This is a genomic window from Phenylobacterium sp. (genome assembly GCF_046291545.1).
Lineage (GTDB): Bacteria > Pseudomonadota > Alphaproteobacteria > Caulobacterales > Caulobacteraceae > Phenylobacterium.
In genome coordinates this window covers 1-20,195 of the sequence record NZ_JBKBSM010000020.1, presented here as the reverse complement: position 1 = coordinate 20,195, position 20,195 = coordinate 1, and the positions used below count along the sequence as shown (strand labels likewise).

Genomic DNA, 20,195 nt, shown 5'->3' with positions numbered 1-20,195 from the left:
ATGAGCCAGACGCTTGAGGTGGCGGCCGAGCAGGCCGCGGTCGTGGCGGCCCTGGAGACGGGCCGCATCGCCGGCGAAGCGGCGCCCATGCGCCGGATCGACACCCACATGTCGCACCTGTTCATCGGCGAGGATCAGGTGCTGAAGCTGAAGCGGGCGGTGACGCATCCGTTCGCGGACATGTCCACGCGGGCCGCGCGCAAGGCGGCCTGCGAGGAGGAGCTGGCGGTGAACGCCGCCCTGGCGCCTGGCCTCTACGACAGAGTCGTGGCGGTGACGCGCGAGGCGGACGGTCGGCTCGTCCTGGACGGCGCCGGAGAGGCGGTCGACTGGCTGGTGCGCCTGAAGCGGTTCGCCGACGGGGCGCTGTTCTCGGAACTGGCGGACACCGGCGGCCTGACCGAGGCGCTGGTGACCGAGGCGGTCGACGCCGTCGCCGGCTATCATGCGCGGCTGCAGCCGCACCGGGAAGCCGGCCATGCGGTGGACTATCTGCGCATCGTCGAGGGCCTGCGCCGGACCGAGGCCGAAGCGGCGGCGGCGCTGGACCTGTCGCCCGCCTCCGAGCCGCTCCTGGCCGCCATCGAGCACGAGGTCCGGCGCCTGACGCCGCTGATCGAGGCGCGCCGCAAGGCGGGATTCGTGCGTCGGGGCCATGGCGACCTGCACCTGCGCAACATCTGCCTGTTCGAGGGGCGCGCCACCCCGTTCGACGCCTTGGAGTTCGATCCGGCCCTGGCGACGGCGGACGTGCTCTACGACATCGCCTTCCTGATCCTGGACCTGCGGGCCAGGGGGATGGACGCCCTGGCCGAGGCGGCGGAGCGCCGCTATTGGGCCATGGCCGCCGAGCCGGAGGCCGCAAGGCCGCTGCTGCCGCTGTTCATGGCCTTGCGCGCGGCGGTGCGGACGGCGGTGGCGGTGGAGGCGGGCGAACTGGAGGAGGCGGCGCGCTATCGCGCCATCGGCCTGTCGCTGCTGAACGCCTCGCCGGTCAGGGAACCGCCGCAGGACGGATCTGCTCGGCCAGGCTGAACACGTCCTCCGCCTCGCCCAGGGCCGTACCCGGCGCCAGCAGGGCGGCCGCCCCCGCGGCGGCAGCAGTGCGCAGCGCTTCCTGCGGCGGACGCCCGTGCGCGAGGCCGAAGATCAGCCCGGCCAGGAAGCTGTCGCCCGCGCCTACCGTGCTGACCGGCTGGACCGGCGCCGCCGGGACCGACCAGGCGCTGTCGCGCGTGACCAGCAGCGCCCCTTCGGCGCTGAGGGTGAGGGCGATCACCTCGGCGGCGCCGGCGGCGATGAGGTCGCGGCTGGCCTGCAGGCGCGCGGCGGTGTCGGGCAGGGCGCGGCCGAGGTGATCGGAGAGCTCCTTCAGGTTCGGCTTGACCAGGAAGACGCCAGCCTGGAGCGCCGAGGCGAGCGCCGGGCCGGAGGTGTCGACCGCCAGGCGCAGGCCCGCGGCGCGGGCCCGTCCGGCGAGGTCGGCGATGAGGCTCGGCGGAACGCCGGCGGGAAGGCTGCCGCTGACGACCAGGACGCCGCCCGGGCTGCTCGCCGCCAGCGCCGCCGAAACGCAGGCTTCCAGTTCGGCGGGGGCGAGCGCCGGTCCGGGCAGGACGAAGCGGTACTCCGCCCCGTCGGTGCGGTCGATGACGTTGAAGCTCTCCCGGGTTTCGCCGGCGGCGGGGGAGGGGGCGGCGGGCACGCCCTCGGCCTCGACCAGCGCGGCCAGGCGCGCCCCGGTGGCGCCGGCGGCCGGGAAGACCGCCAGGACGTCGCCGCCGAGGCGTCGGACCACTCGGGCGACGTTGATCCCGCCGCCGCCGGGGTCGAAGCGCGGTTCGGCGCAGCGCAGCTTGTGGACGGGCTGAACGCGCTCGACGCTGGTGGCCACGTCGAGGGCGGGGTTCAGGGTGAGGGTGACGATCCTGGGTTTCACCGGCATAACCTAGCCCAACGTCGGGGCCCGAGTCCGGCCTTGACCCCGATCAAAGGGCCGGGCGCTGGTTTGGGCCACACCCGGCGTAGTCGTCAGAGAGGCTTTGCATGCATCCGTTCGCCGCCCCCAAGACCCTGTCGCCGGACCTGGCCCGCGCCCGCGCCTATTGGGAGGGGCTGCTGCGGGGCGCGGCGACGATGCCGTTCTGGGACGACTTCAAGCCCTCCGATCTGGGCGACCTGGAGAGCGAGGCCTTCACGCTGGAGGTGTTCGACAAGCCCGAGCGGTTCCGCGTCGGCATGGTCGGCCCGGCGCTGAAGGCGCGACTGGGCGTCGAGCTGGAAGGCGCATTCCTGGGGGAGGGCGAACTGCCCGAGCCGTTCGGCTTTCTCCTGTCCCAGGCGAGCGCCACGGTGGAGAGCGGCGAACCGAGCCTGTACCGCGGCGAGGCGGGCGAGCGCCTGCTGCTGCCGATGTGGGGCGAGGGTCGGATCGGCCTGATCCTGGGCGTGATCGCCCAGGCCTGATCACGTCTCGGTTGAGCTGGCTCAAAGACGCCGTCGCGCCGTTCCGCCAGGGTCGCCTGCGGGCGGGCGAGCGCCTATCTTGAGTTCAGTGCGTGCAGGGCGGCTCGACGGGCGCCCACCTCGCCCGATGCGCGCCGGGAGAAAGCCATGGACCAGGCGAGCGACAAGGGTTCGGTGCTGCGTTTCCGCCTGCTTGGGGTGGAGATCAACGTCCATGTGAGCTGGGTCCTGGTGGCTTTGCTGATCGCCTGGTCGCTGGCGTCGGGCGCCTTTCCGGTCCTCTACGAGGGGCTGCCGAGGTCCGGCTACTGGCTGATGGCGATCGTCGCCGTGATCGGCCTGGCGGTCTCCATCGTGCTGCACGAACTGGCCCACACGCTGGTGGGACGCGCCTACGGCCTGTCGGTCGACCGCATCACCCTGTTCCTGTTCGGCGGGGTGGCGGAACTGCACGAGGAGCCCAAGGCGCCTGTCGCCGAGCTCCTGATGGCGATCGCCGGCCCGGCTCTGAGCGTGGTGCTGGGCCTCGCGTTCGGCCTCGCCGCAGGTGCGATCAAGGCCGGCGGCGGCGCGCCGGAACTCGCCGGCGCCTTCGCCTACCTCGGCACGCTGAACCTGGTGCTGGCCCTGTTCAACATGATCCCGGCCTTTCCCATGGACGGGGGGCGGGTGTTGCGAGCGGTGATCTGGATGGTCACGCGACAGGCCGACCGGGCGACGCGGATCGCGGCGCGGATCGGCATGGGCTTCGGCGTCCTGCTGATGGTCGGCGGCGTGGCCCTGGCCCTGGCCGGCGGACTGGCGAGCGGCCTGTGGTGGGTGCTGATCGGCCTCTTCCTGCGCACGGCGGCCAAGAGCTCCCTGTCCGACATGGAGGCGCGGCGGCGCCTGGGCGGGCATCCGGTGTCGGAGGTGATGGCCCGGCGGGTGGAGACCGCTCCGGCGGACATGACCATTGATTCCTTCGTGAACTTCCGGCTCTACGCCAGCCATCACGGCATGTACCCGGTGGTTCAGGCGGACCGGCTGATCGGGGTGGTCGAGCCGGACGACCTGTTGAAGACCCCCAGGGACCAGTGGGCGCACACCAGCCTGGGCGAGGTCTGCAAGCCTCTGGAAACGGTCGCCCAGGCCCGCCCGGAGGAGGACGCCTTTGCGGTGCTCGAGCGGATGCGCCGCGGCGGCGGGGCCCGCATGCTGGTGGTCGACCGCGGCCAGCTCATGGGCCTGGTCACCCTGCAGGACCTGGTGGAGCGCCTGGCCCTGGCGATGAAGTTCGAACCGGCGACCTCATAGGGCCGGCGCCGGCTGCAGGGATCGAACCCGCGACCTACTGATTACAAATCAGTTGCTCTACCATCTGAGCTAAGCCGGCATGCCCATGCGGGTTTTGACCGGCCTTTGGCGTCGGCGCAAGCGGCTCAGCGGGTGGTGACCACCGCGCCGGCGGGCAGCACGCCGAGCAGCTGGGTGGCGGCGTCCAGCGCCTTCTGGGTTTCCGGAGAGGTGGAAGGCGGCGCGGCGGCGGCCGGCGGCGTCATGCCGGACGTGAAGACGTAGGCCTCGGCCGCCTGTGAGTCCTGCACGTCGCCGTCGGCGAGTCGACGGGCGGCCGCGCGGGCGTCGGACCCGGACTCCGTCGGCTCGGCCAGCAGCCTGTCCTCGGCCGAGGGCGGCGGAGCGAAGTCGGCCGCGCGGGTCTCGATCCGATCGGCGCAGGCCGGATCTTCGGCCGCGCCGGGATTGGCCGGGTCGCAGGCGTCCTGGTCGCCGAAGATCGCCTCCACCGTGGCCCGGCGAGGCCAGGGCGTCGGGGGGCCTTCGGGGGGTTCGGCCGTGGCGGCCTGGCGATTGAGCTGTTCGGGGCGCTCGAAGGGCGCGGAGACCGGCGCATCGTCCACGGCCGCGGCGCGGGGAGGCTCGGTGTTCAGCTGGTCGAGCGGCCCGGACGCCGGCGGCGCAAGGGCCGGCTCAACCTTCCTGGTCGTCTCGCCCACCTGCAGCCCGCCGATCTCGCTGGCCGCCGCGCCCGGGGCGTCCGGCGCGCCGACCTGGTCGATCTGCGCCTGGTCCGGCCCCGCCATGGCGAGGGCGGCGAGCGCCAGGCCCAGGGCGAGGGGGCTCACGGCGAGGCGGGGAACAGCGGCGCCATCATGGTCTGGGTGACCGAGATGCTGGAGTCGCCGTTCTGGGTGACGGTGGGGGTGGACAGGCCCTGGCCGTATTGGGCGAGGGACAGGCTGTTGTTGGCCCCGTTCTGCACGGCCGCCATGGTGTTGTCGTCGCCCACCTGGGTGAAGCTGGCGGTGTTGTTGGCGCCGGCCTGGGTGAGGGAGGCGGAGTTGCCGTCGCCGGTCTGATCGACCGAGGCGACGTTTTCCGAGCCGGACTGCGAGACGAAGGCGGTGTTGCCGACCGCCTGGCTGGTCTGGGCCACGGCGGCCCGGTTGCCGAAGCCGGACTGCAGGATCGAGGCGATGTTCGCCGCGCCGCCCGCCTGGGCGATGCTGGCGAGGTTCTCCGCGCCTGTCTGGTCGATCGCCGCCTCGTGCGCGCCGGCGCCCGACTGGTCGATCAGGAAGTCGTTGTCCGCGCCCGTCTGGCTGACGGAGGCCAGGGCCGACTCCGTGGTCTGGCGCACGCGCCCGCCGAGGGGGCCCTCGCCGTTGTCCTCGCCGGACTGTCTGATGCTGACCGTATTCCCGGTCCCGACCTGCTCAATGTAGACCGACTGGGCCTGGGCCGCCGAAGCGGCGAGGCCGAGGCTCAAAGCCAGGAGGAGGGGGCGTGCGCGCAGCATGGGAACCTGTCCTTGGTCCGGAGCCCGGCGCGCCGCAGGGCGCGCCGGGCCGGAATGAAAACCCGCGCCTGTCGCCGAGGTTCGGCGGCGAGGCGAGGGCAGAGGCCGGCGCAGGCGCCGGCCGCCGCGGTTACTGGGTGACGAAGGCCTGGGCGTTGGTGCTGCCGGCCAGTTGCGACACCGTGGAGGTGTTGCCGTCGGTCGTCTGCTTCACCTCGGCCAGACCGCTCACGCCGTTCTGGTAGACGTAGGAGAAGTTGCCGTCGGCGAGCTGCTCCACCGTGGCGGTGTTGTCGTGCGCCGAGGGCGTGCCTTCGCCCTGGAAGATTTCCGAGTAGTTGTTGTCGCCGACCACCGTGAGGGTCGCCGAGTTGTTCGGCGTGTCGCCGATCGGCGCGCCGGTGTTCTGGCGGATGAACGAGGTGTTGTTGTTCCCCGTCATGGTCGCCGAGTTGGTCAGGCCCGTGGCGCCCTGGACCGACGAGGCGAAGTTGCCGTAGCCGGTTTGCTGGATCGTCGCGGTGGCGTCGATGCTGCCGAGTTGGTCGATGACCGCCTCGTTGACGTCGCCCACGGCCAGGCCCGTGCCGACCTGGGTCACATAGGCCTTGTTGCCGCTGTTGGCCTGGTCGATGTCCGAGCTGCTCCAGGTTCCGTCCTGGCTGACGTCGGCGAGGTTGCCGGCGCCGGCCTGGTCGATGTCGGAGGTGTTGTGGTCGGCGCCCGGGGTCACGCCCTGGGTGACGTCGGCGACCTGGCCCGTGCCGGTCTGGTCGATGGTCGACAGGCCGTTGGAGCCGAGGGACTGCTCGACGGTGGCGGTCTGGCCCGTGCCCGACTGATTGACGGTCGAGGAGTTGCCAGCCGCCGACGCCGCGCCGGCCGCCATCAGAGCGGCTACGGCGACGGAAGCGAAGATGGACTTCTTCATGGTCTTCTATCCTTGATCAGAGATCAAAGGCGCCGCCGCAGGGCGGCGGCGCCCCCGAGCCTTACTGGGTGACGGTGGCGACGTTCAGCGAGCCGACCTGGTTGACGACCGAGTTGGCGCCGTCGGTCGTCTGGGTGACCGTCGCTTCGTTGTCCGAGCCATCCTGGATGATGTCCGAGACGCCGAGGTCGCCCAACTGGGTGACGGTGGCCACGTTGAACGAGCCGCCCTTCTGCAGGACCGTCGAGCCGTTGCCGGCGCCCGACTGGTCGACGGTCACTTCGCCCGAGTGCGAGCTGACTTCCTGGGTGACCAGGGACGTGTTGTCCGTGCCGTTCTGGGTGACGTCGACCTTCCCGGAGTCGCCGTACTGTAGGATCGTGGCGGAGTCGCCGCTGGACAGGCCGTTCTGCAGGATCGAGGCGACGTTCGCCGCGCCCGACTGGATGACCTGGCCGTAGCCGTCGTCGCCCTGCTGGGTGATGGTGGCCAGCGAGCCGACGGAGCCCAGGTTCTGCTGGATGTCGGCCTCGTTACCGTCGCCATGGTTGATCTGGTAGATGTAGGCGGTCGAGTCGTCGTTCTGGAAGATGTTCGCCTTGTTGTCGCTGGCGTCGAACTGCCAGACGTAGGCGTAGGCGCCCTGGGACTCGGTTTCCTGAAGGACGGTGGCCTCGTTGTTCGAGCCCTTCTGGCCGACGTAGGCCTCGACCCAGTCCGCCTTCTGCGTGACTTCGGCGTCGTTCATATGGCCGTTCTGGTCGACGACGGTGCGGGCGTTGTCGCCGCCTTCATCGAGCCAGGTGTCCGGCGCGCCTTGGCTGACGCGGATCTTGTTGTCGGAGCCGGTCTGGCTGGTGCGGGCGTAGGCGTTGTCCGCGTTCTGGCGGATCTGGTCGTCGTTGCGCGCGCCGTGCTGGTGGATCTCGGCGTAGTTGTTGTTGTCGCCGACCAGGTTGTCGCCGATCGGCGGCGGGCCGCCTTGCTGGATCGAGGCGAGGTTCTCCTTGCCTTCCTGCAGGACGTCGGCGCGGTTGTTGTAGCCGAACTGGTTCACGGTCGAGGTGTTGTCGCCCGACACGCCGAAGTGGTCGGTCTGCGCGACCTCGGCCAGGTTGTCGATCCCGTTCTGAGTGACGGTGGAATCGTCGCCGTCCCCGTCCTGGGCGACCGACGCGGTGTTGTCCGAGCCGTTCTGGTCGATTTCCGAGATTGCGCCGGCGGTCTGGATGACCGTGGCGCTGTTGTCGTCGCCGAGCTGGTCGACGTCGGAATCCGCGTCGGCGCCGCTCTGGTTCACGTCGGCGAAGTTGTCGTCGCCGCGCTGGCGGACTTCGGAGCTGGCGCCGGCGCCCGACTGGGCCACATGGGCCACGTTGTCGTCGCCCGTCTGGCGGGTGCGGGCGTAGGCGTTGTCCGCCCCGACCGACTGCAGGATCGTGGCGATGTTGTCCTCGGAGGTCCCGAACAGCTGCGGGCCCTGCTCGATGGTCGCCGAGCCGTTGTCAGCCGCCTGGGTCACCGTGGCGTCGTTACGGGCGCCGTTCTGCTTGATCGTGGCGTCGCCGTTCGAGCCGGTCTGCATGAAGGTGGCCAGGTTGGCCGCGCCATTCTGGGTGACCGTGGCCAGCTCGTTCGTGCCGTCCTGCGAGCCCACCGCCGTGTTCGTGCCGTCCTGGTCGAGGACGACCACTTCGGTGTCGGCGTTGCTCAGCTGGTCCAGAGTGGCGGTGTTGTCGCCCTTCTGATTGACGGTGATGTCGCCGTCCACGCCGCCCTGCACCGAGGTCAGCAGGTTGGACGGGTCGGTGGCGACCTCCGAGCCCTTCTGGTCGGCGGTGAGCTTGTTGCCCGCGCCGTTCTGGGTCACGTCGGCCTTGTTGTCGTGCAGGGACTGCACGATGTTGGCGACGCCGTTGTCGCCGCCGTCCTGGGCGACGATGGCGACTTGGTCGTCGCCGCTCTGCGTCACCGTGGACTGGCTGCCTGCAGCCCAGGCGGAACCCGCCGCGGACAGCAGGGCCAGGGCGGAAACCCCGGCCAAGATCTTCAATTTCATCCTCTAGTTCTCCCAGTTCGCCCACCCGGCGCAGCCGGGGCGGCAGTCGGTCCGCGGGGGGTTGAATCCCGCGCCTGTTGTGCGACGGGCTCGGCCACCCCCTGCGGCCTGCCCGTACGCGGTGCGAAAGCGGTTTCGGTGGTGCGCGCCGGCGCGTTGCGCCGGTCCTGGCGCTGCAGCTTCTCCACCTGTTCGGCGGAGAGCAGGCCCGCGCGCTCCTGCTTGTAGCGGTCCAGGGCGATGAGCCCGCCGATCGGATCGGCGAAGTCCCAAAGCTTGAGCTCCACCCCCTCCATCACGAGGGCGTAGACGGCCTTCTCGATGGCCTGCTGCAGGGCGAGCTGGTCCGGCTCGTTGAAGGTGACGCCCGTCTCGGCCTCGAGCAGCTCCTTGTAGGCCACGTAGCGGAAGGCCGAGCCGGAGATCGCCTGGGAGGCGATGGTCTTGGAGGTGGTGACCGAGGCCAGCACCTCGCCCGAGCGGACGGAGACGGCGCGCAGATAGACGGTGACGGTGTCCTGGCGGTACTTCACGTCGCCGCCGACGCCCAGGAAGCGCGCGCCCGCGCCCCCGGTCATGGTGTTGGTGTCGAATCCGACGACGCCGCCTTCCAGGATGATGCCCGCGAACAGCATGGCGGGGAGGGCGTCGACGTTGACGCTGCGCTCGCCCAGATAGCGCGCGCGCATCTCGTTGATGATCTGGCGCTCCTTCAGGAGGTTGTCGAGGCGCTCGCGCTCGACCACCGTGAACCAGGAGCGGCCGCCGGCGTCCTGCAGCGCCTTGACGAGGATCGAGCCCCCGCCCTGGCTGACGGCGCGCGACAGGGTCTGGCCGGTCTCAGAGGGCTTGAACTGGCCGGTCAGGTCGTTGAACCCGTAGACGGCCACGGCGACCTTGCGGGCCGGCGGCGGCAGACCCGCCAGGGCTTCCTGGCTGGACGTGGCGACGCCCAGGCGCGGCGCGGAGGTCATCAGGCCGGTCTGCGACGGGCCGGTCGTGGAGGCGCAGGCGCCGAGGGCGGCGCAGAGCGCGGCGATCAGGAGGTGACGCATGATGTGCCCTCCCTCAGCCCGTGACGTCGACGAAGGTGGGGATCTCGATGTCGGTCACCGTGCCGGTGGCCGCATCGCTGATGGAGAGCTTCACCGAATCCAGCGAGCGCACGAAGGTGATCGTCTGGTCGCCGAAGGTGATGGTGCCGCTGTCCTGCGGATCGTCGCCGAAGATGGCGTCGGTGACTTGGGAGGCGAGGGCGGAGAGCAGGCGCGACTGGAGCTGGCGGGAGAACAGGTCCGCCTGGGAGGTCGCCGTCGTCGGCTCCTTGTAGTCGTTCTGGGCGCCGGCCACTCCAAGCAGGTGCGAGGAGTTGAACGGGTTGCCGCCGAAACTCGGATTGATCGGGGTGTAGCTGAGGTCCTGGGCCGCAGCCGGCAGGCCGAATAGCGCCAGGCCGGCGGCCAAGGCGATGCGAAGGTCTGTACGCCAATTCATTTCAAACACCCGACATTGCGCCCTGCGCGGACTGTCCCGCGCCGGTTTGGATCGAGAGAGGCAAAGCAAGCCGCAGGCCGGACGGGATGGTCAGTCCCGAAGGCCCGGCGCATTAACCCTGCACCCCTCTTCTCGTCAGGCCGCGTGCGGCGCCGCAGGCCCTTCGTCGCTCTTTGTCGCGACACTCGGGCGATGCGCCGCCGTTAACCAAAGGATTCACCTCGTAAGCGAAATGTCACATGGATTCAGGGCGTATTTCGGCTTTGTCGGGTTCTGGGGCTAACCCGTCAGGTGTTTCGCAACGGCGATAGGCCGTGCGATTCTGGCACAGCGGCCTCACGGGGGCGGGGCGCGCGACTCATCGGTGGTTTGCATCGCGGCGCGGCTGTGCTCCCCTCCGGCGACGGACGGGAGGAGTCGCATGAACTTCGGGGACTATTCGGGCTACGACGCCCTGGGGCTGGCCGAGCTCGTGGCCAAGGGAGAGGTCTCGGCGGAGGAGCTCCTTGAGACGGCCCTGGCGCGGATGGAGGAGGTCAACCCGAAGATCAACGCCGTCACCCAGACCTTCGCCGAGCGGGCCAGACAGGCGACGAACATCCCCGCGCACGGGCCGTTCGGCGGCGTGCCGTTCCTGCTGAAGGACCTCGGCGCCCAGCTTCACGGCACCATCACCAGCCAGGGCTCGCGCGTCTTCAAGGGCGCGATCGCCAACGAGGACAACGCCATCGTCTCGGCCTACCGCTCGGCGGGGCTGAACATCTTCGGCAAGACCAACACCCCCGAGTTCGGGCTCACGGCGGTGACCGAGCCGGAACTGTTCGGCCCGACGCGCAACCCGTGGGACCCGACGCGCACCTGCGGCGGCTCCTCGGGCGGGGCGGCCGCGGCCGTGGCGGCCGGCATCGTGCCGGCGGCTCACGCCAGCGACGGCGGCGGGTCGATTCGGACGCCTGCGTCCTGCTGCGGCCTGTTCGGCATGAAGCCCTCGCGCGGACGGGTCTCGTTCGCCCCGCAGGGGGAAGGCTGGGGCGGCGCCTCGGTGGCCCACGCCATCACCCGATCGGTGCGAGACAGCGCGGCTCTCCTGGACGCGGTCTGCCAGCCGCGCCCGGGCGATCCCTACTTCCTGGCGCCGCCGGAGCGGCCCTTCCTGGAGGAGGTGACGCGCGAACCCGGCAAGCTGCGCATCGCCTTCACCCCGGGCGGCCTGATGACGCCCGAGATCGACCCGGAATGCGTGTCGGCCGTCTACGAGGCGGCGGCGGTCTGCGAGTCCCTCGGCCACGAGCTGGAACAGATCAACGTGCACGCCGACTTCCAGGGCATGAGCCAGGCGGCGGGCATGGTGATCGCCGCCTCCATCGCCGCGCTGCTCGACGCCGAGGCCGAGCGGCGCAGCTCGGCCATCGGCGAGGACGAGGTCGAGCCGCTGACCATGGCCATGTACAAGCGGGGCAAGGCGGTTACTGGCTCGGAGTACGTGCGCGCGATCCAGCACCTGCACGCCTTCACCCGCACCATGGCCAGCCTCTTCCAGTCCTACGACGTGCTGCTGCTGTCGACCCTGGGCCGCCCGCCGATCCCGATCGGCTGGCTGACGGAGGACCCGCGCCGCTACACCGAGCGGCTGTTCGCCTTCATGCCCAACACCCAGGCCTTCAACAACACCGGCCAGCCGGCGATGAGCGTGCCGCTCTACTGGACGAGCGACGGTCTGCCGATCGGCGCCCAGTTCGTCGCCAAGATGGGGCAGGAGGCGCTGCTCTACCGCCTCGCCGGCCAACTCGAGCAGGCGCGGCCCTGGTTCGACAGGCGGCCGACGCTCTGACGCCGCCATGCCCATCGCCTGGGCGGCGATCGCCCCCGTTCTGCTGCTGGTGGCCTCGAACGTCTTCATGACGTTCGCCTGGTACGGGCACCTGAAGGTGGAGCACCGGCCGATCTGGCTGATCGTGCTGGTGAGCTGGGGGATCGCCTTCTTCGAATACTGCCTGGCCGTGCCGGCCAACCGGATCGGCCGGGCCGCCTATTCGGCGGCGGAGCTCAAGACCATGCAGGAGGTGATCACCCTGACGGTGTTCGCCGTCTTCTCGGTCACCTACCTGGGCGAGCGGCTGACCTGGAACCACGCGATCGGGTTCGCCCTGATCGCGGCCGGGGCCCTGTTCGTCTTCAAGGGGCCGCTCTGAGGCGGCGCTAACGCTTCCTTCACCATGCGGCGGCCGAATCGCGTCCGGGGGCTCCTGGACGAGAGGGCCGCAAGAATGGACCGGAAGATCGTCGCAGCGCTGGCTGCGCTGCTGGTGCTGGGCGGATGCGCCGGCGGGACCGAGCGCTCGGGCGGGCAGGCGCGGCTGGACCGCCGCATCGAGCCGCAGGCCCTGACCTTCGACGGCTACGCCAGGGCGGCGGGGCAGGTGGACGCGCAGTTCGCCAGCGCCGGCGAGGTCGCCCGCGCCCTGCAGGTGGCCGCCGCCTACGAGCCCAAGTCGCTGGAGCGGGGCATGGTCGCCTTCGCCGCCGCCGCCGCGCTGCAGGACAAGGCGTTCGTGGATGGGGTGCGCAAGGCCGAGCGCGCGCGGCCGGGCCTTGCCCGGCGGCTGGCGGCCAATCCCCAGGCGGTGCTCGACGTGCCGGGGGGACGCACCGCCGCGGCGCGGGCGAGCGCAGCCCTGGCGCGCCAGGCCGCGCCCGTGGTGCGCGCCGGTCAGGCGGCGACCAAGGCCTCCTATTCCACCCAACGCCAGGCCTGGGCCAAGGCCTCGGCGCCGGACCCGCGCGGACGGCTGGCGCGGGTGAAGGCGGCCGGCCGCACGCCGCCAGCCTCGAGCCCTGAAGCGCTCTACGCGTCGGCCGGGCAGGGCGGGCGTGGGCGCGGGCCCGCCGGCCCCGTGGCGGTGCGCGGGACCGCCGTGGCGGCGCTCAGCGTCCTGGGCGAGGCGGCGCGTGCGCGGCCCCTGCTGGACGAGGCGCGCAGCGGCCAGTGCCTGCGCCTGGCCAAGCTGAACCTGCACCAGTGCCTGGCGAGCGCGGGACCGGCCTACGAGGACATCTACTGCCTGGGCCGACACGCCCTATCGGAGACGGCCCAGTGCATGGAGACGGCCGCGAAGGGGCCGATCCGGCGCGCCGGCGCCTAGGCGGCGGCCGTGGAGGCCGGAACCTTCCTGGGCATGAGCGCCAGGACCGCGGCGGCGATCAGATAGGCGGCCAGCTGATAGCCCATGTTGATCGCCACGAAGAGCGGCTGGTGGCCGACGTAGACATAGTCGATCGCCATGGTGGTGAAGTCGAAGAAGAACCAGAGGGCGAAGGCCCCGCCCAGGTGCGCCCCAAGGCCGGCGGCGCCCAGCCGTCGCAGCGCCCACGAAAGGCCCACGACCAGGATCAGCGTGATCACCACGCCGATGCTCATGGAGACATTGGGATCGCCCGTGGGCGTGAAGCTCTGGCTCGCCGTCCAGGGCGCGGCGAACAGGTACGCGTACCAGGCGTAGCCGACGATCTCGAGCAGCACGACGGCCACCACGATCGCCAGCCAGTTGACGTCCTTCAGCATGATACGACCTCCCCGATCGGGCGGCGTCTGTCGCTGTGGGGGAGGGGCCGCCCCGCCCTCCTTGGCGAATGCTTAGCCCTTCCGTAGCGGAAGGCCAGGGGTTCGCGCCGCCCGGCCTTTGGCGTTTGGCGGCGATGGCCATATAAGCCCGCCTTCGCGCCAGCCTGCCGAGCCGTACATGTCCCGCATCCTGATCACCTCCGCTCTGCCCTACATCAACGGGATCAAGCACCTGGGGACCCTGGCGGGCTCGATGCTGCCCGCCGACGTGTTCGCCCGCTTCCAAAGGGCTCAGGGACGCGAGACTCTCTACATCTGCGCCACCGACGAGCACGGCACCCCCACCGAGCTGGCCGCCGCCGAGGCGGGGCTGGACCCGGCGACCTTCTGCACCCAGCAGCACGAGGTTCAGGCCGAGCTCGGGGCCCGCTTCGGCCTGTCCTGGGACCACTTCGGACGTTCGTCCTCGCCGCAGAACCGGGCCCTGACCCAGCGCTTCGCCCAGACCCTGTGGGAGAACGGCTTCATCGAGGAGCGGGTGACCCAGCAGGTCTACTCCAACGCCGACCGGCGCTTCCTGCCGGACCGCTACGTGATCGGGACCTGTCCGCACTGCGGCTATCCCTCGGCGCGCGGCGACCAGTGCGAGAACTGCACCCGCGTGCTGGACCCGGCGGACCTGATCAATCCGCGCTCGGCGGTCTCGGGCTCGACGGACATCGAGATCCGGCCGTCCAAGCACCTGTTCCTGCGCCAGAGCCTGTTCGCCGACCGCCTGCGGGCCTGGATCGACGCGAAGAAGGGCGAGTGGCCGCTGCTGGTCACGTCCATCGCCCTGAAGTGGCTCGACGAGGGGCTGCAGGACCGCGGGATCACGCGGGACCTGGAATGGGGCGTGCCGGTGAACGCCGCAGAGTGGGGGCCGAACCCGGACGGCGCGCGGCCCGACGCCGAGGGCTTGGCGGGGAAGGTGTTCTACGTCTGGTTCGACGCGCCGATCGAGTACATCGGCGCCACCTGGGAATGGGCCGACGCCCGGGCCGCCGCCGAAGGGCGCACGCCCAGCGACGCCGACTGGGAGCGCTGGTGGCGCGAGCCCGCCGCCGCGGACGTGACCTATGTGGAGTTCATGGGCAAGGACAACGTGCCGTTCCACACTGTGGGCTTTCCCTGCACCCTGATCGGGCAGAACGAACGTCTCGGCGCGGACGGCGCCTGGAGCCCGGCGGCGAACGCCCCGTGGAAGCTGGTGGACCGGCTGAAGGGCTTCAACTGGCTCGACTACTATGGCGGCAAGTTCTCGACCTCGCTCAAGCGCGGAGTCTTCATGGACCACGCCCTGGAGCTGCTGCCGGCGGACTACTGGCGCTGGTGGGTGATGGCCAACGTGCCGGAGGGCTCGGATGCGACCTTCACCTGGGAACAGTTCCAGGCGCAGGTGAACGCCGATCTGGCCGACGTGCTGGGCAACTTCGTCAATCGCATCTGCAAGTTCGCCGAGAGCCGCTTCGAGGGCGTGGTCCCCGAGGGCGGCGAGCCGGGCGAACTGGAGACCCGGCTCTACGCGGACGTGGCCGCCAAGCTCGCCGAATACGGCGAGCTGATGGAAGCGATGGAGATGCGCAAGTCGGCCCAGGCGCTGCGCCAGCTGTGGGTGCTGGGCAACCAGTACCTGACCGAGGCCGCGCCATGGACCGCCATCAAGACCGACCGCGACCGCGCGGCCGTGGCCGTGCGCACCGGCCTGAACCTGGTGGCCCTGTTCGCGCGTGTGTCGGCGCCGTTCATTCCCTTCGCCTGCGAGAAGATCGCCGCGGCGGTGGGCGAGCCGGCGACGGCGCCCTGGCCGGAGGGAGACGGGGCGGCGCTCTTGTCGCTGCTGCCGGCCGGGCGGCCGGTCGCCGCGCCCGAGGTGCTCTTCCGCAAGGTCGAGGACGCCCAGGTGGCCGAGTGGGTCGCCAGGTTCGGCGGACCCGAAGCGGCCTGAGCCGCGCCAGCTTCACAGGCGGGGACGCCCGTGAGACCATGATCACGGCGACCATGTCCGGGGAGGAACGATGACGGCGAGCGGCGCGATTTCGGCGGCCGGCGGGCGCAGTGCGGCGCCCAGGGCGCTGAGGCGGGGCCTTCTTGCCCTTGCACTCCTGTTCGGCGCGGCCGGCGGGGCGGCGGCGGAAGAGGGCGACGCGGCCCGCGGCGGCGAGCTGGTGCGGCGCAACTGCGGGGTCTGCCACGCGGTCGGGCTGCGGGACGCCAGTCCGAACCCGGCGGCCCCGGCGTTTCGCGAGCTGGGGACGCGCTATCCCGTCGAGACCCTGGCCGAGGCCCTGGCGGAGGGCATTCTGACCGGGCACCCGCAGATGCCGGAGTTCAGCTTTCCGCCCGAGGACGTGAACGCCATCATCGCCTATCTGAAATCGATCCAGACCCGCCAGGGCGCGGCGCTGTCGCCGGCTCAGGCGGGGGCGGCGGCGGGCTCGGCGACCAGTTCGCGATAGGCCCGCCAGCTTGCCAGGCCGAGCCAGGGGAACACCACGATCAAGGCCGTGAAGGCGGTGGCCGCCGTCGACAGCGTAAGGACGGCGATGATCGCAGCCCAGAGCAGCATGGGGGCGAAGTTCAGGCTGACCGCCCGGAAGCTGGTGGCCGCGGCCGCGAATACGCTGGCGCGGCTGTCGAGCAGCATGGGGGCGGCGACCACCACCAGGGTGTAGGTGAAGAAGGCGATCACGCCGCCGACGGCCGAGCCGGCGACCAGCATGGCGTGGCCGTCCTGGGTTCCCAGGGCGAAGGCGACGAAGTCCTTGACCGTGTGGTGAAGTACGAAGGTCGAGAGGCCGTAGACCACCTGGGCGATGCGTCCCCAGAGGAAGTAGATGGTCAGGAGCGCCAGGCCCAGATAGGCCACGTCCTGGCGCACGGCCTGGGGCAGGAACAGCATGGCGCGCAGGGTGGGCGCCTCGCCGTGCTCAAGCCGGCGGCCCGCCTCATAGAGCCCCATCGCCAGCATCGGCGCGACGAAGACGAACCCGCAGGTGAGGGCCAGGACCCAGAAGGCGGCGTTTGAGGCGACGAACACCCAGGTGATCCACAGGCTGAAGACCGCCAGGCCCAGGCCATAGGCGAGGCAGGGGCGCCAGGCGCGCCACAGATCGCTCCAGCCGCCGGCGAGCCAGCGCCAAGGGGCGTCCATTCCGATACGGTTGACGGCGGGCAGGCCGAAAGTTGGCTGCACCTGATCCTCCCTCGCTCTGACGGCGTCTTTCGTAAAAGCGTGCGCCAGGCGCGGCGGACCGCATTGAGCCAGATCAAGGCGAAGCTCGGCGAGCGACAGCGGAGCCGGTCAGTGGCCGCCGCCGGCCGCCTCCTGCGGAGTGATCTCCAGGGCCTTGGGCATCGCTTCGTTGTAGGCGGCGGCCTGACCCAGGTCGGCGACCACCTCGCGGTGGCCGTCCCAGATCATGTGCAGGGCGACGTAGAGCACGATGAGCAGGCCCACGTAGCCGATCCAGCGGAAGCGGTGCAGGAGGCGGGCGATCCAGCTGGCGGCCACGCCCATGAGGGCGATCGAAAGCAGCAGGCCGAACACCAGGATCATCGGATGCTCGCGCGCCGCGCCGGCGACGGCGAGGACGTTGTCCAGGCTCATCGAGACGTCGGCGGCGACCACCTGCATGAGGGCGCTGCGGAACGACTTGGCCGGGCGGACCGGCGGGCCGGTGTTCTCGAAGGTGGCCTCGGCCTCGGCTTCCTGGTGCGCGGCCTGGGCGCGCAGCTCGCGCCACATCTTCCAGCAGACCCACAGCAGCAGCAGGCCGCCGGCCAGCATCAACCCGATGATGCCGAGGAGCTGGGTCGTGACGAGGGCGAAGCCGATCCGCAGGGTGACCGCGGCGGCCAGACCCCAGAGGATCACCTTGCGCCGCTGCTCGACGGGAAGCCCGCCGGCGGCCAGGCCGACGGCCACGGCGTTGTCGCCTGCCAGCACGAGGTCGATCAGCAGCACCTGCACCAGGGCGGAGAACGCCGCCCACTGGCCGCTGTCGGGGTTCAGGAACTGTTCGATCATCGCCTCTCGCGGGTCTGGCCGGGATGGGGCGTCGCGCGAGCGACGCCGTCGACGGATGGGTCCCCCGCTCTTTGCGCGACGCAGACGGCGGGGGCAAGCCCGGGCGGCGACACGGGAGGTCTACGCCGGTCCGGCGCAGAGGCGCTTGACCACCGGGCTGTCCTGAACGACCGACGTCCCCCCCTCTCAGGCGGGCTCGGCGGCCTTGGTTTCGGCGGTCGGGGGCGGCGTCGGTTCGGCGAAGGCGGCGGCGGCGCGCTCGCGTTGGCGACGTTCGGCCTCGGCGCGGCGGCGTTCCTTGTGGGTGCGCCAGACGCCGGCCAGGACCAGGGCGGCCATCAGCACCAGGATCACGGCCAGGGCCCACTTGGCCTGGGTCTGGCCGGCGCTGGAGGCGGCGGGCGCCGGCTCGGCGGCGGGGGCGGGGGTCTGCTCCAGAGCCGCGACCGAGAAGCGCCGGGCCGCCCCGTCGCCGGTCAGGGCGATCTCGGCGCCGGCCTTCAGGGGCTGGCTGGCCTCGCCGCTCGCGCCCGGCGTGACGCGCCAGTTGAAGACCATCTCCTCGTCCGAGGCGAGGGACGAGGTCTGGGGCGACGCCGGGTCGATCGTGTAGCCGGCGCCGTTCAGCTCGGCGGTGACTTCGGCGGTGCGGGCGGCCTCGCCCAGGCCGAGCTTGGCGGCCTCGGCCCTCAGCCGCGAGAGAAGGCCGGCGGGCAGGCGCAACTCGACGACGCCCGGCAGGCCCTTGGCGGTGGACGGCGGAACCTGCAGGCGCGCGCCGACGCCCTCGGCCCCGACCAGCGCGCCCTGCAGGGCGGCGAGGGTCGGATCGGCCGGCGGCGGCAGGGGCAGGTCGTGGACGAAGGGCGTTTCGGGAGCCTTTGCGACCTCGCCGGCCGGCGGCGCGGGCGGCGGCGCGGGCGCCACCGGCGGGATGGCGGTGACCGGGGGCGGAGCGGGCCGCACGACGGGGGCCACGCCCGCGACCTTGACGCTGCCGTCGCTCCGCAGGCGTCCGGTCACCCGGGGGCGCGGCTGCGCCGCCGGCGCCGCGGCGGGCGCCGGCTCGTCCGGAATGGTTTCCATGGTCGAGACGACCACCCCGTCGGGCCGGCGGAAGCGGATGGTGGCCGAGGCCGGCGCGCCGCCTTCGGCGCCCGGAGCGGGCGGGCCGCCCAAGAGGCCGGTCTCGTCCGGCGGACGCGGCGCATCGGACGGCGCCTCGCCGAGCAGGGGCGGGGGCGGCGGCGCCTCGGCCGGCGGAGGCGGCGCAGGCGCCGGCTCCGGCGCCATGGCCCGGGAGCACGCCGCCAGGGTCGCGGCCAGGCTGAGGGCGGTGAAGCGGGCGGCCAAGGGCGTCGGCGCACGGACTGGGGGCGCGGCGCGGTCGGTCATCAGATTCGCTCTCCGTCGGCGGCGGATTCGCCGCCTGCATTGCCCCCGCGCGACATGATCACGACGGCGCGCCGAAATCAAAAGCCCGCGCGCGTCCGCGCGTATCGGTTCGCTTCAGGGGCGAGCGCGGGTCGCGGCGTAGAGGGCCACCGCGGCGGCGGCCGACACGTTGAGGCTCTCGAAGCCGCCAGGCATGGGGATCTTGGCGAGGACGTCGCAATGCTCGGCTACGAGCCGGCGCAGGCCCTCGCCCTCGGAGCCGAGCACCAGGACCGTCGGCCCGCCGTCGAGCGCCTCCTCCAGGCTCGCCTCGGCGGCGCCGTCCAGGCCCACGGCGCGCCAGCCGGATTCGGCCAGGGACTCCAGGGCGCGGGATAGGTTGACCACCTGGGCGGTCGGGATCGCGTCGACGGCGCCGACGGCCGCCTTGGCCAGGGCGCCGGCGAGCCTGGGCGCATGGCGATCCTGCAGGATCAGCCCCCGGGCGCCGAAGGCGGCGGCCGAGCGCAGGATGGCGCCGACGTTCTGCGGGTCTGTGACCTGGTCGAGCATGACCAGCACCGCGCCTGGTTCGGCGACGAAGTCCTCCAGGGCGGCCGATTCGAGCGGCTCGACCTTCAGCGCCACGCCCTGGTGCACGGCGCCCTGGGGCAGGCGCTGGGCGATCTGGGCGTTGTCGGCGACCTCGAGGGCCGGCAGGCGGCCGAAGCGGCGTTCGATCTCTCTTGCGCGGTCGGCCGTGGCGAGCAGTCGCTGCGGCTTGGCCCGCCTGGGATTGGCGAGGGCCGCCGCCACGGCGTGCCAGCCCCAGAGCCAGTCGTCGGCCGGCGCTTCGGCGCGCTTGGGAAAGCGTCCGGGACCGCGCGTGTTTTTCCCTCGCCGGGCGTCGTTGCGTTCGCTGTGGGACGACACTATAAGACGCGCTCCTTATCGGGGCCCGGGTCGAAATCCCGTCCCGTCTGCGTACCTGCGGCGGCGCTTTAGCACCGGACGCAGCCGCGGGCGGAGCGGTTTTTGCCCGAAGCGCCGACCAGGCTCCGAGCGCGCGGGGGAATGTCCCGAGCGGCAAAGGGGGCGGACTGTAAATCCGCTGGCGTACGCCTTCGTAGGTTCGAGTCCTACTTCCCCCACCACGCGCTGGAACGAACGAGGAGATTAGCGGCGATCCCGCGCCCCGCGGGTATAGCACAATGGTAGTGCAGCAGCCTTCCAAGCTGAGGATGCGGGTTCGATTCCCGCTACCCGCTCCACCCCAACCCTAGAGTCCTCATTTCAAGGACAACGCCGGCAGGACCCCGATGGCCAAAGAGAAGTTCGAACGCACGAAGCCTCACTGCAACATTGGCACGATTGGTCACGTTGACCACGGCAAGACGACTCTGACGGCGGCGATCACGATGACGCTGGCGAAGACGGGCG

21 protein-coding genes and 3 tRNA genes are annotated in these 20,195 nt (G+C 71.4%); 11 read left to right on the top strand and 13 right to left on the bottom strand.

Features of this window, described 5'->3' with window-relative positions; translation table 11 throughout:
• A complete protein-coding gene (locus tag ACK4YQ_RS19130; RefSeq protein ID WP_409613787.1) occupies positions 1 to 1,035 on the top strand; it encodes a hypothetical protein in 1,035 nt (344 codons plus the stop codon).
• Here the strand turns inward: ACK4YQ_RS19130 and ACK4YQ_RS19125 are convergent.
• Positions 995 to 1,939, bottom strand: a complete 945-nt coding sequence (locus ACK4YQ_RS19125; RefSeq protein WP_409613784.1) for a 1-phosphofructokinase family hexose kinase — start codon at positions 1,937 to 1,939, stop codon at positions 995 to 997. The genes ACK4YQ_RS19130 and ACK4YQ_RS19125 overlap by 41 nt on opposite strands.
• Before the next feature lie 107 nt (positions 1,940 to 2,046).
• Between ACK4YQ_RS19125 and ACK4YQ_RS19120 the strand changes: the two genes are divergently transcribed.
• Together ACK4YQ_RS19120 and ACK4YQ_RS19115 are read left to right on the top strand one after the other, a co-directional pair.
• Positions 2,047 to 2,466: a hypothetical protein gene (locus ACK4YQ_RS19120; protein WP_409613781.1), complete on the top strand. Its 420-nt coding sequence runs from the start codon at positions 2,047 to 2,049 to the stop codon at positions 2,464 to 2,466.
• Positions 2,467 to 2,613: 147 nt separating this feature from the next.
• Entirely contained in the window at positions 2,614 to 3,762 is a 1,149-nt protein-coding gene (locus tag ACK4YQ_RS19115) for a site-2 protease family protein (protein WP_409613778.1), read from the top strand.
• Between the two features lie 6 nt (positions 3,763 to 3,768).
• On the opposite strand, the gene ACK4YQ_RS19110 is transcribed toward ACK4YQ_RS19115, so the two are convergent.
• The 7 genes from ACK4YQ_RS19110 to ACK4YQ_RS19080 form a co-directional block, all read right to left on the bottom strand.
• Positions 3,769 to 3,841, bottom strand: a tRNA-Thr gene (locus ACK4YQ_RS19110).
• A 46-nt stretch (positions 3,842 to 3,887) separates the two neighbouring features.
• Complete coding sequence (locus tag ACK4YQ_RS19105) at positions 3,888 to 4,592, bottom strand: hypothetical protein (RefSeq protein WP_409613776.1); 705 nt, start codon at positions 4,590 to 4,592, stop codon at positions 3,888 to 3,890.
• Complete coding sequence (locus ACK4YQ_RS19100; RefSeq protein ID WP_409613773.1) at positions 4,589 to 5,266, bottom strand: hypothetical protein; 678 nt, start codon at positions 5,264 to 5,266, stop codon at positions 4,589 to 4,591. The genes ACK4YQ_RS19105 and ACK4YQ_RS19100 overlap by 4 nt, the downstream gene beginning before the upstream one ends.
• Before the next feature lie 130 nt (positions 5,267 to 5,396).
• Positions 5,397 to 6,197: a hypothetical protein gene (locus ACK4YQ_RS19095; protein WP_409613770.1), complete on the bottom strand. Its 801-nt coding sequence runs from the start codon at positions 6,195 to 6,197 to the stop codon at positions 5,397 to 5,399.
• Positions 6,198 to 6,258: 61 nt separating this feature from the next.
• Entirely contained in the window at positions 6,259 to 8,256 is a 1,998-nt protein-coding gene (locus tag ACK4YQ_RS19090; protein WP_409613767.1) for a hypothetical protein, read from the bottom strand.
• Positions 8,253 to 9,311 carry a CsgG/HfaB family protein gene (locus ACK4YQ_RS19085; RefSeq protein ID WP_409613764.1) on the bottom strand — a complete coding sequence of 353 codons (1,059 nt, stop codon included), beginning with the start codon at positions 9,309 to 9,311 and terminating at the stop codon, positions 8,253 to 8,255. Before ACK4YQ_RS19085 ends, ACK4YQ_RS19090 begins: the two co-directional genes overlap by 4 nt.
• 13 nt (positions 9,312 to 9,324) lie before the next feature.
• On the bottom strand, positions 9,325 to 9,750 hold the full coding sequence (locus ACK4YQ_RS19080; RefSeq protein WP_409613762.1) for a curli assembly protein CsgF: 426 nt from the start codon (positions 9,748 to 9,750) through the stop codon (positions 9,325 to 9,327).
• A 421-nt stretch (positions 9,751 to 10,171) separates the two neighbouring features.
• On the opposite strand from ACK4YQ_RS19080, the gene ACK4YQ_RS19075 reads away from it, so the two are divergent.
• The 3 genes from ACK4YQ_RS19075 (at position 10,172) to ACK4YQ_RS19065 (ending at position 12,893) form a co-directional block, all read left to right on the top strand.
• Positions 10,172 to 11,581: an amidase gene (locus tag ACK4YQ_RS19075; RefSeq protein ID WP_409613759.1), complete on the top strand. Its 1,410-nt coding sequence runs from the start codon at positions 10,172 to 10,174 to the stop codon at positions 11,579 to 11,581.
• 7 nt (positions 11,582 to 11,588) lie between these two features.
• The gene (locus tag ACK4YQ_RS19070; RefSeq protein ID WP_409613756.1) at positions 11,589 to 11,942 is read left to right on the top strand and encodes a DMT family protein; all 354 of its coding nucleotides are present in this window, start codon (positions 11,589 to 11,591) and stop codon (positions 11,940 to 11,942) included.
• A gap of 75 nt (positions 11,943 to 12,017) precedes the next feature.
• Positions 12,018 to 12,893: a hypothetical protein gene (locus tag ACK4YQ_RS19065; RefSeq protein WP_409613753.1), complete on the top strand. Its 876-nt coding sequence runs from the start codon at positions 12,018 to 12,020 to the stop codon at positions 12,891 to 12,893.
• Here ACK4YQ_RS19065 and ACK4YQ_RS19060 read toward each other — a convergent pair.
• Positions 12,890 to 13,312 (bottom strand): DUF1761 domain-containing protein, encoded by a 423-nt coding sequence (locus ACK4YQ_RS19060; protein ID WP_409613750.1) that lies wholly within the window; start codon positions 13,310 to 13,312, stop codon positions 12,890 to 12,892. The genes ACK4YQ_RS19065 and ACK4YQ_RS19060 overlap by 4 nt on opposite strands.
• 178 nt (positions 13,313 to 13,490) lie before the next feature.
• Here ACK4YQ_RS19060 and metG point away from each other — a divergent pair, with 178 nt between their 5' ends.
• The gene (gene metG / locus ACK4YQ_RS19055) at positions 13,491 to 15,299 is read left to right on the top strand and encodes a methionine--tRNA ligase (protein WP_409613747.1); all 1,809 of its coding nucleotides are present in this window, start codon (positions 13,491 to 13,493) and stop codon (positions 15,297 to 15,299) included.
• A 70-nt stretch (positions 15,300 to 15,369) separates the two neighbouring features.
• A complete protein-coding gene (locus tag ACK4YQ_RS19050) occupies positions 15,370 to 15,810 on the top strand; it encodes a c-type cytochrome (RefSeq protein ID WP_409613744.1) in 441 nt (146 codons plus the stop codon).
• Here the strand turns inward: ACK4YQ_RS19050 and ACK4YQ_RS19045 are convergent.
• The 4 genes from ACK4YQ_RS19045 to rlmB form a co-directional block, all read right to left on the bottom strand.
• Positions 15,768 to 16,547, bottom strand: coding sequence for a DUF2189 domain-containing protein (locus tag ACK4YQ_RS19045; protein ID WP_409613741.1), 780 nt, complete (start codon positions 16,545 to 16,547; stop codon positions 15,768 to 15,770). The genes ACK4YQ_RS19050 and ACK4YQ_RS19045 overlap by 43 nt on opposite strands.
• Before the next feature lie 108 nt (positions 16,548 to 16,655).
• The gene (locus ACK4YQ_RS19040; protein WP_409613738.1) at positions 16,656 to 17,381 is read right to left on the bottom strand and encodes a TerC family protein; all 726 of its coding nucleotides are present in this window, start codon (positions 17,379 to 17,381) and stop codon (positions 16,656 to 16,658) included.
• Between the two features lie 186 nt (positions 17,382 to 17,567).
• Complete coding sequence (locus ACK4YQ_RS19035) at positions 17,568 to 18,776, bottom strand: hypothetical protein (RefSeq protein ID WP_409613735.1); 1,209 nt, start codon at positions 18,774 to 18,776, stop codon at positions 17,568 to 17,570.
• A gap of 114 nt (positions 18,777 to 18,890) precedes the next feature.
• Positions 18,891 to 19,688: a 23S rRNA (guanosine(2251)-2'-O)-methyltransferase RlmB gene (gene rlmB / locus ACK4YQ_RS19030; protein ID WP_409613732.1), complete on the bottom strand. Its 798-nt coding sequence runs from the start codon at positions 19,686 to 19,688 to the stop codon at positions 18,891 to 18,893.
• 135 nt (positions 19,689 to 19,823) lie between these two features.
• Here rlmB and ACK4YQ_RS19025 point away from each other — a divergent pair.
• The 3 genes from ACK4YQ_RS19025 to ACK4YQ_RS19015 form a co-directional block, all read left to right on the top strand.
• Positions 19,824 to 19,909: transfer RNA gene (locus ACK4YQ_RS19025), tRNA-Tyr, on the top strand.
• 43 nt (positions 19,910 to 19,952) lie between these two features.
• Positions 19,953 to 20,026 (top strand) — tRNA-Gly (locus ACK4YQ_RS19020).
• 48 nt (positions 20,027 to 20,074) lie between these two features.
• The coding region (locus ACK4YQ_RS19015; protein WP_409613811.1) for a GTP-binding protein at positions 20,075 to 20,195 on the top strand (121 nt) is incomplete at its 3' end.